This window comes from Pantoea sp. ICBG 985, assembly GCF_002928365.1.
Lineage (GTDB): Bacteria > Pseudomonadota > Gammaproteobacteria > Enterobacterales > Enterobacteriaceae > Pantoea > Pantoea dispersa.
Genome location: NZ_POWM01000010.1, coordinates 1 through 14776 on the forward strand (window position 1 = coordinate 1; position 14776 = coordinate 14776).

11 protein-coding genes, 4 tRNA genes and 1 pseudogene are annotated in these 14776 nt (G+C 48.0%); 3 read left to right on the forward strand and 13 right to left on the reverse strand.

What is annotated here, in order from left to right; genetic code table 11:
* Positions 1-47: 47 nt before the first annotated feature.
* From C1Y42_RS21805 to mltB, 12 genes are all read right to left on the reverse strand, one after another.
* A tRNA-Arg gene (locus C1Y42_RS21805) sits at positions 48-124 on the reverse strand.
* 192 nt (positions 125-316) lie between these two features.
* Positions 317-393, reverse strand: a tRNA-Arg gene (locus C1Y42_RS21810).
* A gap of 99 nt (positions 394-492) precedes the next feature.
* A tRNA-Arg gene (locus C1Y42_RS21815) sits at positions 493-569 on the reverse strand.
* Positions 570-578: 9 nt separating this feature from the next.
* Positions 579-671 (reverse strand) — tRNA-Ser (locus C1Y42_RS21820).
* Between the two features lie 307 nt (positions 672-978).
* A complete protein-coding gene (gene csrA, locus C1Y42_RS21825; RefSeq protein WP_058759760.1) occupies positions 979-1164 on the reverse strand; it encodes a carbon storage regulator CsrA in 186 nt (61 codons plus the stop codon).
* A 249-nt stretch (positions 1165-1413) separates the two neighbouring features.
* Complete coding sequence (alaS, locus tag C1Y42_RS21830; RefSeq protein WP_104094331.1) at positions 1414-4041, reverse strand: alanine--tRNA ligase; 2628 nt, start codon at positions 4039-4041, stop codon at positions 1414-1416.
* Between the two features lie 135 nt (positions 4042-4176).
* On the reverse strand, positions 4177-4692 hold the full coding sequence (locus tag C1Y42_RS21835) for a regulatory protein RecX (protein ID WP_223815705.1): 516 nt from the start codon (positions 4690-4692) through the stop codon (positions 4177-4179).
* A 107-nt stretch (positions 4693-4799) separates the two neighbouring features.
* Positions 4800-5870 carry a recombinase RecA gene (gene recA / locus C1Y42_RS21840; protein WP_021507334.1) on the reverse strand — a complete coding sequence of 357 codons (1071 nt, stop codon included), beginning with the start codon at positions 5868-5870 and terminating at the stop codon, positions 4800-4802.
* 93 nt (positions 5871-5963) lie between these two features.
* Entirely contained in the window at positions 5964-6458 is a 495-nt protein-coding gene (pncC, locus tag C1Y42_RS21845; protein ID WP_010616727.1) for a nicotinamide-nucleotide amidase, read from the reverse strand.
* A 102-nt stretch (positions 6459-6560) separates the two neighbouring features.
* A complete protein-coding gene (tam, locus tag C1Y42_RS21850; RefSeq protein WP_104094332.1) occupies positions 6561-7337 on the reverse strand; it encodes a trans-aconitate 2-methyltransferase in 777 nt (258 codons plus the stop codon).
* Between the two features lie 213 nt (positions 7338-7550).
* Complete coding sequence (locus C1Y42_RS21855; protein ID WP_104094333.1) at positions 7551-7886, reverse strand: zinc ribbon domain-containing protein YjdM; 336 nt, start codon at positions 7884-7886, stop codon at positions 7551-7553.
* Between the two features lie 86 nt (positions 7887-7972).
* Positions 7973-9055 (reverse strand): lytic murein transglycosylase B, encoded by a 1083-nt coding sequence (gene mltB, locus C1Y42_RS21860; RefSeq protein WP_031279678.1) that lies wholly within the window; start codon positions 9053-9055, stop codon positions 7973-7975.
* Positions 9056-9882: 827 nt separating this feature from the next.
* On the opposite strand from mltB, the gene C1Y42_RS21865 reads away from it, so the two are divergent.
* Genes C1Y42_RS21865 through C1Y42_RS21875 form a run of 3 tightly spaced genes read left to right on the forward strand, consistent with a single transcriptional unit; the run spans position 9883 to position 13169 of the window.
* Positions 9883-11415, forward strand: coding sequence for a recombinase family protein (locus C1Y42_RS21865; protein WP_104094334.1), 1533 nt, complete (start codon positions 9883-9885; stop codon positions 11413-11415).
* Positions 11416-12288: a ParB/RepB/Spo0J family partition protein gene (locus C1Y42_RS21870; protein ID WP_104094335.1), complete on the forward strand. Its 873-nt coding sequence runs from the start codon at positions 11416-11418 to the stop codon at positions 12286-12288.
* 8 nt (positions 12289-12296) lie between these two features.
* Entirely contained in the window at positions 12297-13169 is an 873-nt protein-coding gene (locus C1Y42_RS21875) for a plasmid partitioning protein RepB C-terminal domain-containing protein (protein ID WP_104094336.1), read from the forward strand.
* Here the strand turns inward: C1Y42_RS21875 and C1Y42_RS21880 are convergent.
* Positions 13166-14773, reverse strand: a pseudogene (locus C1Y42_RS21880) (TIGR04141 family sporadically distributed protein). The gene C1Y42_RS21875 and the pseudogene C1Y42_RS21880 sit on opposite strands and share 4 nt — an antisense overlap.
* Positions 14774-14776 lie beyond the last annotated feature (3 nt).

The window sequence follows — 14776 nt, forward strand, 5'->3', positions numbered from 1 at the left end:
GATTATCGCATCATGACACACTGAGGCACTTTCCATCTCGGAGAAGATGGTGCATCCAGGAGGATTCGAACCTCCGACCGCTCGGTTCGTAGCCGAGTACTCTATCCAGCTGAGCTATGGATGCATTGAGAGATTTTCTTACGATGGACTAACTGAAATCAACCTGGGAATGATACAAAGAATGGTGCATCCAGGAGGATTATTCGGCTTGCGCCTCACCCTACGGGCCGTTGCTAAAGCAACGTTATCCTCCTTAGCACGTCCTGAACGATTATCGCATCATGACACACTGAGGCACTTTCCATCTCGGAGAAGATGGTGCATCCAGGAGGATTCGAACCTCCGACCGCTCGGTTCGTAGCCGAGTACTCTATCCAGCTGAGCTATGGATGCATTAAATGATTCTTGTACAACGCAGGGTGCTAACAACTCACCATGAAAGGAACTACTCGTTCACTCTTACTACTCTGAAGTAAATACCATATCCGAAGATGGTGCATCCAGGAGGATTCGAACCTCCGACCGCTCGGTTCGTAGCCGAGTACTCTATCCAGCTGAGCTATGGATGCATCGGAAAATGGCGGTGAGGCGGGGATTCGAACCCCGGATGCAGCTTTTGACCGCATACTCCCTTAGCAGGGGAGCGCCTTCAGCCTCTCGGCCACCTCACCTTACGCGTTCTTGCGAACCGTGCTTTTGAACTTTGTTTCCGCTCATCGGCACTGCGTGGCGCACATATTACTTTCCCGGACTTATAAGTCAAACAATTTTTCCCGACTTTTTACCGATTCAGGTTTGATTGCGCAAATGACGTGCAATCCGCATGTTTTGCCGACAAAAAGAGTGATTTATCAACAGTAAAAGCGTGCGGCAGCCGACATAATTCGCGTAAAAATCAGGAGAGCGTGAACGGATAAAAACAACGACGGGAGGAAGAGAAGCGGTAGCGCCTCGCCACATAGCGAGGCACTGAATACGTTATTGAGGTGTAATCTGTGTTTTTTCAGCCTGGATGCGCTGATAGATCTCTTCACGGTGAACCGACACTTCTTTTGGCGCGTTTACGCCTATGCGGACCTGGTTACCCTTAACACCCAGCACCGTTACAGTTACCTCATCACCAATCATGAGGGTTTCACCAACTCGACGAGTTAGAATAAGCATTCTTTGCTCCTTGAAAGATTAAAAGAGTCGGGCCTGTTCGGTCTCCCGGCCATATCCATCATATAACGCTGAACAATGCCTATGACAAATACACCATTGTGTTCTGCCATGCCAATACATTCTGCTGATAGTTAGTTTAGCCGAAATACACTACATCAACCGGACTTTGTCATTACCTGGTGCACACCGCGTTAAAAAGCGCCGAAACAGATGTTCCTGGCGCTCTTCACGATGCTTAATTTTATTTCGTTACAGCCGGTTACTCACCCACTCCGGCACGCCAGCCAGCGCGCCAGAAAGTGCCTGGGCGTCGGTTCCGCCAGCCTGCGCCAGGTCCGGACGCCCGCCGCCTTTACCGCCGACCTGCGCAGCCAGTTCGCCAATCAGCTCACCGGCCTTCAACCGATCGGTCAGATCTTTGGTGACGCCAGCAATCAGCGACACCTTACCTTCTGCAACGGTTGCCAGTACGATGACAGCAGAACCAAGCTGATTTTTCAGATCGTCCACCATCGTGCGCAGCATTTTTGGCTCGACATTGCTGAGTTCGCTTACCAGCAGTTTCGCGCCCTTCACCTCAACCGCTTTGCTACTCAGTGAAGCGCTTTCCTGCGCCGCTTGCTGATCGCGTAGCTGTTGCAGCTCTTTCTCCAGCGCACGCACGTTTTCAACCAGTCCGCGCACTTTCTCGTTCAGATTACTGTGGTTGGCTTTCACCACCTGAGCAATGTCGGTTAGCTGATCGCTCTGCGCATGCAGTTGTGCAATCGCCGCTTCACCGGTCACCGCTTCGATACGGCGAATACCCGCCGCCGTGCCGGCTTCGCCCTGAATGCGGAACAGGCCGATGTCACCGGTGCGGGCTGCGTGCGTACCGCCGCACAGCTCAATGGAGTATTCGCCCATGCTGACTACGCGCACACGCTGATCGTACTTCTCACCGAACAGCGCGGTGGCGCCCAGCGCTTTCGCCTCTTCCAGGTCCATCACGTTAGTAGTGATAGGCAGGTTGCGGCGAATCTGGGCGTTAACGATATCCTCAACCGCACGAATCTGCTGCGGCTTCATGGCTTCGCCGTGTGAGAAGTCAAAACGCAGGTACTTGTCGTTGTTGAGCGAGCCTTTCTGGCCAACGTGATCGCCCAGCACTTCGCGCAACGCTTCGTGCATCAGATGCGTCGCGGAGTGGTTAAGGATGATGCGCGAACGACGCACTTCATCGACCTGCGCCTGCAGGCGATCGCCCACCCGCAGCTGACCCTGGCGTAGCTTACCGATATGACCAAAGGCTTTGCCATATTTTTGCGTATCCTGCACGCTAAATTCAGCATTTTTCCCGGTCAGGGTGCCGGTATCACCCACCTGGCCGCCAGACTCACCGTAGAACGGGGTCTGCTCCAGAATCACCACCGCATCCTGCCCAGCTGTGACCTGCTCAACCTGCTGGCCGTCCACAAACAGCGCCTGCACCGTCGCCTCGAGCGAGAGGTGGTCGTAACCTTTGAATTGAGTCGGCGTATCAAAGCGGATAACCGTGTTGTAATCGGTACCGAAGCCGCTGGCTTCACGCGCACGCTGACGCTGCTGCTCCATCGCCGCTTCAAAGCCTGCTTCGTCAATCTTCAGATTGCGCTCACGGCATACGTCAGCAGTCAGGTCCGCCGGGAAGCCGAAGGTGTCATACAGACGGAAGACCGTTTCGCCGTCGAGGGTGTCGCCTTTCAGCTTCGCCAGCTCGTCGTCCAGCAGTGCCAGGCCGCGCTCCAGCGTTTTAGCAAACTGCTCTTCTTCATTTTTCAGGGCGTTCTCAACGTGCTTCTGCTGACGCTTGAGATCTTCACCTGCTGCGCCCATCACCTCGATCAGCGGAGCCACCAGTTTGTAGAAGAAGGCTTCTTTCGCGCCCAGCATGTTGCCATGACGCACCGCGCGACGAATGATGCGGCGCAGCACATAGCCACGGTTTTCATTCGACGGGATAACACCATCGGCAATCAGGAAGGCACATGAACGGATGTGGTCGGCGATCACGCGCAGTGATTTGTTGTTCAGATCGGTGGCGCCGGTTACCTGCGCCACCGCGTTAATCAGCTTCGCGAACAGATCGATTTCATAGTTGGAGTTCACATGCTGCAGTACCGCGGCGATACGCTCAAGGCCCATACCGGTATCCACCGACGGTTTCGGCAGTGGCTGCATGGTGCCGTCGGCCTGACGGTTGAACTGCATGAACACGATGTTCCAGATTTCGATATAGCGATCGCCATCCTCTTCCGGACTGCCCGGAGGGCCGCCCCAGATGTGGTCGCCGTGATCGTAGAAGATTTCGGTGCACGGACCGCAAGGGCCGGTGTCACCCATCTGCCAGAAGTTGTCAGAGGCGTAAGCACCGCCTTTATTATCGCCAATGCGGATAATACGTTCGCGCGGTACGCCGATATCATTGGCCCAGATTTCAAAGGCTTCGTCATCGGTTTCGTATACGGTTACCCACAGACGCTCTTTCGGCAGCTTAAACCACTGCTCGCCCGTTAGCAGTTCCCAGGCGTAGGCAATGGCTTCTTTCTTGAAGTAGTCGCCAAAGCTGAAGTTGCCCAGCATTTCAAAGAAGGTGTGGTGACGCGCGGTGTAGCCGACGTTTTCCAGGTCATTGTGCTTACCGCCGGCACGCACGCAGCGCTGCGACGTGGTGGCACGCGAATAATCGCGCTTGTCCTGACCAAGGAAAACGTCTTTAAATTGCACCATGCCGGCGTTAGTAAACAGCAACGTCGGATCGTTGTTTGGTACGAGGGAGCTGCTGGCTACAACCTGATGTCCCTTGCTATGAAAAAAGTCGAGAAACGCTTGACGGATCTCAGCAGTGCTCTTGCTCATAAAATTCCTGGAATCACGCTAACGAACGTTCCCTTTCGCTGGCAAACCGCATGCGCCCGGCCCGCCACTGACTGAGGAACAAAAAGTGGGAATAAGATAAATTTTCTTCAATGGGAAGTAAAATCCCATCGCCTTTCAGTCGTCAATATTTCTGAAAATCGCCTGAATGTCTTCCATCATAAAGCCTTTCGACATCAGAAAGCGCTGGACTTTGCTTTTTTCCGCCCAGCTTTGCGGCAGCGGTTCGCCGAATTTACGTTTAGCGACCTCGGCCGCGCACTGGCTCCAGTCAACCTCGCTATCGAACAGCGCCTGGTTGATTTCATCACGGTCGATGCCTTTTTGCTGCAGCTCCATGCGCACCCGCTGTGGACCATAGCCTTTGCGCGCGCGACTCTGAATAAAGCGTTCGGTAAAACGCTGGTCGTTGAGCCAGCCATTCTCCTGACACCAGTCGAGCACTTTCTCCAGCAGCGCTTCCGGTATCGGCTGGCTCTCCTGTTGCTGCAGCCAGGCCGCACGCTGATTGTTCAGCTGCAGTTTGCGTTTCAGCTCGTCGCGGCTATGGTCGCGCTGCGACAAAATACGCATGGCACGATCGAGTACCCGGGAAAAGGTTGGCTCCGGAGCCTGTGATGAGGTCGATGACATAGGATTACCTTGTTGTGACTGTTGCGCAGGGTAAAGCAAGAAGGCAGAGAGGAAAAGCACGGGCGGGAAAAAGCAAAACGGGAGCATTGCTGCTCCCGTGGGTATGGTTAAAAATCTTCGTTGGTTTCGCTGGCTTCTTCGTATTTATCAGCTGCGCTATCCGCTGTCGCCGCTTCCGCCGTTGCACCGGTCAGCAGCATGTCACGCAGCTTAACGTCGAGCTCATTGGCAATCGCCGGGTTCTCTTTGAGGAAGTTGGTGGCGTTCGCTTTACCCTGGCCGATTTTATCGCCGTTGTAGCTGTACCACGCACCGGCTTTTTCCACCAGTTTGTGCTTCACGCCGAGGTCAACCAGCTCGCCGAAGGTGTTGATGCCTTCACCGTACATGATCTGGAACTCAGCCTGCTTAAACGGTGCTGCCACTTTGTTCTTCACCACTTTAACGCGGGTTTCGCTCCCCACCACTTCATCGCCCTCTTTAATGGCGCCGATACGGCGGATATCCAGACGCACGGAGGCGTAGAACTTCAGGGCGTTACCACCGGTGGTGGTTTCCGGGTTACCGAACATCACACCAATCTTCATACGAATCTGGTTGATGAAGATCAGCAGCGTGTTGGACTGCTTGAGGTTACCCGCCAGCTTACGCATCGCCTGGCTCATCATACGCGCAGCCAGACCCATGTGCGAATCACCGATTTCACCTTCGATTTCCGCTTTCGGCGTCAGCGCCGCCACGGAGTCAACGATGATCACGTCTACCGCACCCGAACGGGCCAGCGCATCACAGATCTCCAGCGCCTGCTCACCGGTATCCGGCTGCGAACACAGCAGGTTATCAATGTCGACGCCCAGTTTCTTGGCGTATACCGGATCCAGCGCGTGCTCGGCATCGATAAAGGCACAGGTTTTGCCTTTACGCTGCGCAGCAGCAATGACCTGCAGGGTCAGCGTGGTTTTACCGGATGACTCAGGTCCGTAAATCTCAACGATACGGCCCATTGGCAGGCCACCCGCGCCCAGCGCGATGTCCAGCGACAGGGAGCCGGTAGAGATGGTTTCAACATCCATCGAGCGGTCTTCACCCAGGCGCATGATGGAGCCTTTACCAAATTGTTTCTCAATCTGGCCCAGCGCGGCAGCTAAAGCCTTCTGTTTGTTCTCGTCAATCGCCATTTCCACTCCTAATCATGCCGGGTGAGCGGGCACCGTGTATGCCTGCTCGTTCTGTTGCCGCTAATTATACTGTATAGTCATACAGTATCAAGTTTAATTTGTCAGAAATTCATCCAGCAGCGCCTGCAGCGCCCAGCTGACCGACTGACGCCGGACAGCATCACGATCGCCGGTAAACTGCTGGCGCTGCGCCAGCACGCGGCCCTCCGGACCCGCCAGCGCAAACCAGACGGTACCGACCGGCTTTTCAGCCGTGCCGCCATCTGGTCCGGCGATGCCGCTCACCGCAATACCGTAGCCAGCGCCGGCCGCGGCACAGGCGCCGGTCACCATTTCGCGTACCGTTTGCTCACTGACGGCACCGTGCTGCGCCAGCGTCGCCGCCTGCACGCCAACCATCTGCTGCTTGGCCTCATTGCTATAGGTAACGAAGCCACGCTCAAACCAGGCCGAACTGCCGCTGATGTCGGTAAATACCTTGGCAATCCAGCCGCCGGTACAGGACTCCGCCGCCGTCACCGTCGCCTGACGATGCCTGAGCTGTTCGCCAATACGGCGGCTGAGCTGCTGAAGTTGTTCGTCGTTCATCGCCTTCTCCTGTTGTGGCGCTTCACGTTAGCAGTAAATGGTGCGGCAACAAGCCCTTTTCAACCGCCGCCGTCGCATTTTGCGCGCTGCGTTCCGGTGAGGTCAGCGCGTTTTCACCGCCACCATAAATAAACGCGGGAAGGCCAGCAAAACCTGTCCATTACTACGCGTCGGGTAAGCGGGCAGCAGCGCCTGATGATAGTCATGTAAAAAGTCCGCCTGCTGCGCCTCATCCAGCGCGGCAAGGAACGGACGCAGCCCGGTGGCACGCAGCCAGCTGATAATCGCCTGCGCATCTGCCATCGGATGATAGTAAGTGGTGCGCCAGATATCGACCTGACAGCCTGCATCGCCTAATAAATCATAGTAGCGATCGCTGCTCAGCAGGCGTTTGCGCTCTGCCGCCTGAGGCGAAATATGCCCCTGCCAGCGTGAGCTGGCGGCCACCTCACGCATCAGACGATGCGACGGCTCCTGCAGGTTATCCGGCATTTGCACCGCCAGTGCACCGCCCGGTGCCAGCTGGTTTACCAGATGCGGCAACAAGGTTTCGTGGTCGGTCAGCCATTGCAGCGACGCGTTGGCATAAATGACCTGTTGCGGCTGCTCAGGCTGCCAGCTGCGGATATCGGCCTGACGAAAATCACAGTCCGGCAGGCGTTGCCGCGCCTGTTCCAGCATCGCCTCAGAGCTGTCGATGCCGGTGATGTGCGCCTGCGGCCAGGCCTGTGCCAGCAGTTCCGTGCTGTTGCCCGGGCCACATCCCAGGTCCGTAGCAAAGCGCACCTCGTTGACGGGAATACGCGCCAGCAACTCCTGTGCCGGACGCGTACGCTCAGATTCAAACTGACGATACAGCTGGGGATTCCAGTCTTGCATAGCAACGCTCCTGTCTGTGTGGAAGAGTCACACACTACCTGTTTTGCTGCGCGAGGCGCGAAGAGAAAAGTGCGGTTGCCGAAAAAGTGTGGATGGCGCAGTGGAGTCAGGTGCTGCAGGCTCAGGCGTAGTGATAGCGCGCACGGGCGCGGATGTCATTACTTCCGCATCCTGCGGGGGAAAGCAACAGGACGGCGCATCGCCGTCCTGCAATTAGTTCTTTTTCACAAACTCAGATTTGAGTTTCATCGGACCGAAGCCGTCGATTTTGCAATCGATATTGTGGTCACCTTCAACCAGACGGATGCTTTTCACTTTAGTGCCGATTTTCAGGATGGAAGAGCTGCCTTTCACCTTGAGATCTTTCACTACGGTTACGCTATCGCCATCTGCCAGCAGGTTACCGTTGGCATCGCGCACTACCAGCCCTTCGCTGCTGTCATCCGCGCTGGCGGACCAGATATGGCCGCAGGAGGGGCAGTTCAGGTTATCACCCTCCTGCCAGGTGTAATCTGCCTGGCAGGCCGGGCAGGCAGGTAAAGTCGTCATACATATTCCTCAGTAGTCGGTATGCGATGAAGAAGGCACCGCAAAAGGGGCGCCATCTTATACCCTCATACTTTATAAGGACAGTATTAAAGCATGTTGCCCTGACGCGCCTGGGCGACCGCCTGCCCCAGCTGCCACACCGCCATGGCATAGTGCGTGCTGTGGTTGTAGCGCGTGATCACGTAGAAATTAGGCAGACCGTACCAGTATTGATAGCTGGTGCCGAGATCCAGCCGCAGCAGGCTGACCTGGCTGTTGCCGTCCAGCGAACCCTGCGGTGCCAGACCGCTGGCTGCCAGCGTATTCACTGAATAAGAGGTTTTGAAACCGTTCTCCAGCGCCGGTGCCTGACCGCTGGCGGGCACGGCGACGTTTTCACCGGAACGCCAGCCGTGCGCTTTAAAGTAGTTGGCAACGCTGCCGATGGCATCCACCGGATCCCACAGATTGATATGGCCGTCGCCGTTAAAATCGACCGCATACTGCTTATAGGAGGACGGCATAAACTGGCCGTAGCCCATGGCACCGGCGAAAGAGCCACGCAGATCCAGCGGATCGTCCTGCTCGGTGCGCGCCATCAGCAGGAAGGTTTCCAGCTCGCTGCTGAAGTAAGCGGCACGGCGCGGATAGCTAAACGAGAGCGTCGCCAGCGCATCCAGCAGACGGGTTTTGCCCATCACCCGACCCCAGCGTGTTTCCACCCCGATAATCCCGACGATGATCTCCGGCGGTACGCCATACACCTGCTGGGCGCGCTGCAGCGCATCCTGATATTGATTCCAGAAGGCGACGCCGTTCTGCACGTTATCCGGGGTGATGAATTTATTGCGATAGCGAATCCACGCGCCGTTCGGCCCGCTCGGCGGCGTATAGCTCGGCGCCTGCTGATCCATCAGGCGCAGCACGTAATCCAGTCGCTTCGCCTGGCCAATGACCGCATGCAGCTGGTCGCGGTTGAAACCGTGCTTCGCCACCATCTGATCGATAAATTGTTCTGCCGCCGGATTACCGGCAAAGTCGCCAAACATCGGCTGAATGGCGTGAGAAGGTTCCAGTAAAAACCCCCCTTTCGGTGCAGGCACAACGGCGGATTGCTGCTGGGGGGCAGGCTTACTGCTGCAGGCAGCAAGCAAACAAATAAGCGGAAGAAGAGCAACCTTAAAACGCATCGGATATCCATAAGCCAGATGAAACACGAATGCTCATGGTAATCGTTCAACGAAGCGACTTACAGAGCAATGTCGTAAATTTACGCCCGTTGTGATTCTGCAGTTATGACCAGCCATATCTCTGCTCAGGTAATGAAAACGCCGCAGAGGTAAGGGGTGCACTGACCGAACTGACACTCACCTGTAGCGCGGCAGCGGCAGCGCCCGGCCGCGCTAAGCGCCGAATTTGCGTGCTGGCTCCACAGTTTTCCCCGCCGCGTAAAATTTGCTTTTTACCGCCTGTCGCAATTTGATATGGTCGCCAGCCAGAAACATCGGCTGGCGGATGAAGCGGGCTGCGCAAAAATGCTAACATCTGCCCTTTCGTTATCCGCCAGTGTGATAACCATCCATCCCCGGCTGCCCCTGTCCAGCCAGCGGAAATCAAAAGAGTGAATCCTGAGTGAGAATGAGATGAAAGGAGCAGAGCAAATGGACTTCAGTGGCCACACCCCCATGATGCAGCAGTACTTATAAACATCTATTAATATTCTGTTTTGTAAGTAAAAATTATAAAACTTTCTTTTTTAGGCTACATATAAAATACTTTTTAAGAAAAATTTTTACGGCAAAACTTAAAAGTTCCGTTTAACTTCCAGCACAAAGAGATAATCCAGCTTTCCACTCTTTAGCACCCTCAAACCTCTCATCGTTTGTTCCTTCCGAGAAATGTTAATTCCATATCTCAAAAATCCGCCTTGCAGAAAACAAAAAAAGGTTGAAAGCGATTGAAAAATGATCAATTTTTAACCAATTCATTTCTCAAGTAGTTTCATCAAGGCACTAAAATGATTGATAAAACTGATAAGATACATAAGGTTAGGGTTGCCCAGTATCTACGGATGTCTACTAATCTTCAGGAGTTTTCTTTAGATAACCAAGCACGATTCATAAAAAAATATGCTGATGAGCATAATATGGAAATCATACATACCTATGACGACGCAGGTAAGAGTGGTGTAACTACTACTGGAAGGCATGACTTTAATAAACTTGTTAATGATGTTCTAACAAAGATTATTAATATCGATGCAGTCCTTGTATACGATGTAAGTCGTTTTGGTCGATTCAAGGATCCTCAAGAAGGCATTTACTATAAATATCTTCTCAAAATGAACAATGTGAATGTCATTTATTGTGCCGAAAACCTCCCGGAAAATAGTGAAACTGAAACATTCATACTTTCTTCACTTATGTACGCAGCGGGAGCCTTAAGTAAAAACCTTTCGATAAAGGTATTTGCAGGACACGTAAACCTGGCGAAAAGAGGATACTATCAAGGAGGAAAACCCGGATATGGGCTTCAAAGAAAGTTACTTGATAATAATAATAAATCAAAGATGATACTCGCTCATGGTGAGAGAAAGAGCCTTCAAACAGACAGAATAGTTCTCGTTCCTGGAACAAAAAAAGAAATTGAGCTGATAAAAAAGATTTTCAATATGTTCATTTTTGACGGATTAAATGAGTATCTTATCGCTTCACGACTTAATCAGGAGGGGTATAGATTCAGCGATAAAACAGAATGGACACGTGGTCGAATTCACTCCATTCTTATTAATAGCAGATATACAGGAAAATACACATACAACCGAACATCACAAAAGTTAAAGACAAAAAAGGTCAGAAACCCTGAAGATGAATGGATTGAGTATAGTTACTTTTTTAAACCCATCATTTCAGAAGAAAAATTCAAATTAGCTAAGGAAATAATTGATAATCGTTCTATAAAAATGAGCAATGAAAAAATTCTTGATTGTTTGAGAAAAATCCTTTCCAAGCATGGAAAAATATCAGGTTTTATTATAGATGAGGAGGATGGTAGTCCATCAAGCAGTGTAATTGCAAATCGCTTTGGAGGTCTTCTAAATGCTTATAAATTAATAGATTATACTCCTGATCGAGATTATCAATACTTAGAGATAAACTCTTACCTACGAAAAAAACACGGTGATATTGTTAACAAAATACAAAATGAAATTATAAGTAGTGAAGTGAATATACTTGAAAATAAACTAATTTCAGTTAATAAAGCTTTAAGCTTCTCTATAGTGCTTTCACGATGTAAAAAAACAGGTTTAAACAAGCATAGATGGATAGTGCGATTGGACAGGAGTCTAAATCCAGAAATTAGCATCATTGCAAGAATGAACAGTCTCAACACAGAGCCTGTTGATTACTACATATTACCGTCATTAGATTTTTTTGAAAATGAATTAAAACTCAAAGATAACAATAACCTTTTGTTCGAAATGTATCGTTTTGATGATATCAAGCCATTCTTTAATATGCTATCAACTGATAATAAGGATGTAATATAAATGCGAGATCAAAATGTTCACATGGTTAAAATATCTTCTATTAAGGTGGTAATTCCTCGGTCGAGGAACAAATTTCGTCATGCAGAAATAACTGAAAGCATTGATGCCAGTGGACTAAGAAAACCCATAACGATTCGAAGGATCGTTGATAAAAAATACGATTTCGCTTTAATATGCGGTCAAGGTAGACTTGAGTCGTTGACTGCATTGGGTGAGGAGCTAATTCCCGCTTTTATATTGGATATAGACGAAAACCAGGCTTACATCATGAGTTTAGTCGAAAATATGGCCCGAGTAATTCCAAGAGCAGGGGAACAGTTTCAACGAATAAAAGAAATGACTCAGCAAGGATTAACTAATAAGGAGATATCAAGCTCTACCGGCCTATCTTTGCACTGGATTACAAGTCTAACCATGCTCATTAATAAAGGGGAAAATAAGTTACTTTCGGCTGTTGAGTCAGGATGCATACCAATATCATTTGCTGTTGAAATTGCAAGAGTAGACTTCGAGGGTGGTCAAGAACTATTGATAAAAGCTTTTGATGAAGGTTTAATAAAACATAAAGATGTTGGTAAGATTCGTGAAATACTCGATTCACGAGATGAAGGACTCAAGGGATTTATTAATAATAACTTTGGTGTTGCCAAGAAAAAGAAAAAAATGACCACTGATGAGTTACAACAACTTTATCAGGATAATATCTCCCAACATAAAAAAATCAAAAACAAAGCTGAATATGTGGAAATAAAACTATTAGTTGCAAGTCAGATATTCAAAGAGCTTACCAGTAATGAGAGTTTTTCTAAAATAGTAGCTGAAGAAAGTCTACAAGATGTTGTTAAAGTCATAGTTAGAAACACTACTAATTGAGGTGTAAAATGATCAAATACTGCTTCAATGACAAATCAGTAAGTTTTAAACTGGCTGATCTGACTTACACAAAAAAGCTTCCTGTAAATTTTCAAATCAGTAAAAAATTCGCCCAAATAAAAAGCACTATATTAGCCATCGGCTTAGTAGAACCAATACTTGTCTTCATTGATCAAACAGATAATTCTGTGAAAATCCTCGATGGCCACCTTAGGGTTGAGGCCCTTAAAGAGTTAGGTGAGGATAAAGTAAATTGCCTTATTTCGACAACATACGACACTTACACACCAAATAAAAAAGTTAACCGAATAACAATAATACAGATCCAACGAATGCTTAAAGAAGCTGTAAGAGTAGGAGTTCCTGTTGAAATGCTTTGCACCGCACTAAATATAAGTGTTGATTCTCTGAAATCTAACCTATCAGTCTTAAAGGGGATCTGCCCGGAAGTGATAGAGCTGTTTAACGATAAGGATATCCCGGTTAATACTTTTAGAACCTTAAAGAAAATGGTTCCTTTAAGACAGATAGAATGTGCGAACCTGATGGTAAAGTTTGAAAATTATTCAACCCTATTTTCGGAATCACTATATCACAGTTCCTCTCCTGAATACCTTATACAGCACCCCAAAAAGAAATCAGACTCAAAACTTGCGAACAGGAAAGCGATAGAACGACTTGAGAAAGAAATGGCTCAAGTTCATTTTGACACTCAAAAAATCAAAGAAACTTATGGTTCAAATAGCTTAAAACTAACAATTATCATTTCTCATATTAAGAAATTGCTTGAGAACCCAAAAGTTTTTCATTGGCTTCTGAGGAATAAAAGTGATTTCTTGAATGAACTGACAGAAATTTCCGACATTAACAAACTAACTTAAAGCTTGTTTTTTTGTGGTTTACATAACTTCCTTTTGTAAATATTAGGGTCTACATCTATTTTGCAGATCCTGACTTCGTAACCAAAATTGCTGATACTCTTGTGAAAGTTTTTTAAATTTATTTTTGAAAATAAAGGTAGATCTTCAGGCAGTTTTTTATTGGTAGCTATGGCGAAAACTAATTTATAATTTTTAGCATCAGGTCGTGTTATATGATCAGCTAATTTTATATGGTCAGGAAGCTTCTCATTAAGTTTCCCACGGAATTCTGAATCGCTTATAAAAAGCTCAGAACCGACAAATCCTTGTGAGAAAAGATGGCTCATACTTTGTGAACCACTATAATATTTCACATGAATAAAATCGGATGCATCTTTTATAAGGTCGCAAAATTCAATTTTGCTTTTCCCTCCACCATGATGAATGAATTTTTGATCCATATGTGTGAATGATTTGTCACCAAGACAAACATTGTTATTATAATCCTCCTCTCTTTTAAAGGAGTATAATGGAAACTTATCAGACTCCTCATAATGTAGAATTTTTTTCATCTCATCATCAATGGTTGTGACAAATTTTCTATCGGCCACATACCATATGGAGTCTCGCAAAATGTAGTTTTGATCACCTTCTTTTATTTCAGCATAAATGCATCTATACAAAGACCATTTCTTTATCGATTCATGATCTGCATTCAAAACATGCAGGTAATTTTTTTTAATATCGTCAATAGTTATCTCTATATTTTTACTGTCGAAAAAATCACATAATTGTTCTATTGCTAAATTTTCATGTGCAAACCGTTGTCTCTTCTCGAAGCAATAACCTATTTGATTTTCCCAATCCACAATTTCTGGCTCACCTAACCATATATCACTGAATTCTCTTTTTTTTATCAAATCAATCAAAAGTGAATCAAGTATTTCAACTTCGGCCTCATCAGCCTCTTTAATATTGTTAACCCATTCGAATTCTTCGGGAAGGGGTAATTGATAAATAGAGTCTATTTTTATTAATAACTCAGGGATCTTTTTTAAGTCAATGTCTGGCACAATTATAAAAGCGTCTTTCCCTGTTATTTTATTCCCTAAAAAATCTTCAGTGGAAGTGCCTGTGAGGGTCGTGAGAATATCCATTTCAGAATCTACTTTAAGATTATATATATCGACTTCTTTACTACTCTGATTCCGAGTTAGAAGATTGGTTTCGTTATGACTGCCTTTATCCAGGCTACGGATTTTTTTATGCTCAATACATTTAAGGGTTGTTTTCAATCCAAAACCTTTGACAATGCTACTATCATTGATTAAGTGATGACCAGTTCCAAACGGAATAAGATACCTTGAGTTATCAACCTCAACCACCAGTACTGCTCCAGTGCTACTATTCATTCCAAAAAAATCGGGCTTTATGTCTGTCTTTTAGCTTGTAAATAATGTTGTCCATTCAGGTAGCACTGGGTCAGAAATTTGCTTTGCAAAAAGGTATGCTCTTGCATCATCCATTTCAAATTCAATAGGTTTTTGAACTTTTTCCAAGTTCAAAACCTGATCAATATCATCTGTTACTTTTTTTGTTTTATAAATTGAAAGTTTTATCTTCATTAT

What these genes read in the sequence shown, in the direction of transcription:
- C1Y42_RS21855 (WP_104094333.1), bottom strand. Translation starts at nt 7,886, where the DNA reads ATGACGACTTTACCTGCCTGCCCGGCCTGCCAGGCAGATTACACCTGG.
- alaS (WP_104094331.1), bottom strand. Translation starts at nt 4,041, where the DNA reads ATGAGCAAGAGCACTGCTGAGATCCGTCAAGCGTTTCTCGACTTTTTT.
- C1Y42_RS21835 (WP_223815705.1), bottom strand. Translation starts at nt 4,692, where the DNA reads ATGTCATCGACCTCATCACAGGCTCCGGAGCCAACCTTTTCCCGGGTA.
- tam (WP_104094332.1), bottom strand. Translation starts at nt 7,337, where the DNA reads ATGCAAGACTGGAATCCCCAGCTGTATCGTCAGTTTGAATCTGAGCGT.
- mltB (WP_031279678.1), bottom strand. Translation starts at nt 9,055, where the DNA reads ATGCGTTTTAAGGTTGCTCTTCTTCCGCTTATTTGTTTGCTTGCTGCC.
- pncC (WP_010616727.1), bottom strand. Translation starts at nt 6,458, where the DNA reads ATGAACGACGAACAACTTCAGCAGCTCAGCCGCCGTATTGGCGAACAG.
- C1Y42_RS21865 (WP_104094334.1), top strand. Translation starts at nt 9,883, where the DNA reads ATGATTGATAAAACTGATAAGATACATAAGGTTAGGGTTGCCCAGTAT.
- C1Y42_RS21870 (WP_104094335.1), top strand. Translation starts at nt 11,416, where the DNA reads ATGCGAGATCAAAATGTTCACATGGTTAAAATATCTTCTATTAAGGTG.
- csrA (WP_058759760.1), bottom strand. Translation starts at nt 1,164, where the DNA reads ATGCTTATTCTAACTCGTCGAGTTGGTGAAACCCTCATGATTGGTGAT.
- C1Y42_RS21875 (WP_104094336.1), top strand. Translation starts at nt 12,297, where the DNA reads ATGATCAAATACTGCTTCAATGACAAATCAGTAAGTTTTAAACTGGCT.
- recA (WP_021507334.1), bottom strand. Translation starts at nt 5,870, where the DNA reads ATGGCGATTGACGAGAACAAACAGAAGGCTTTAGCTGCCGCGCTGGGC.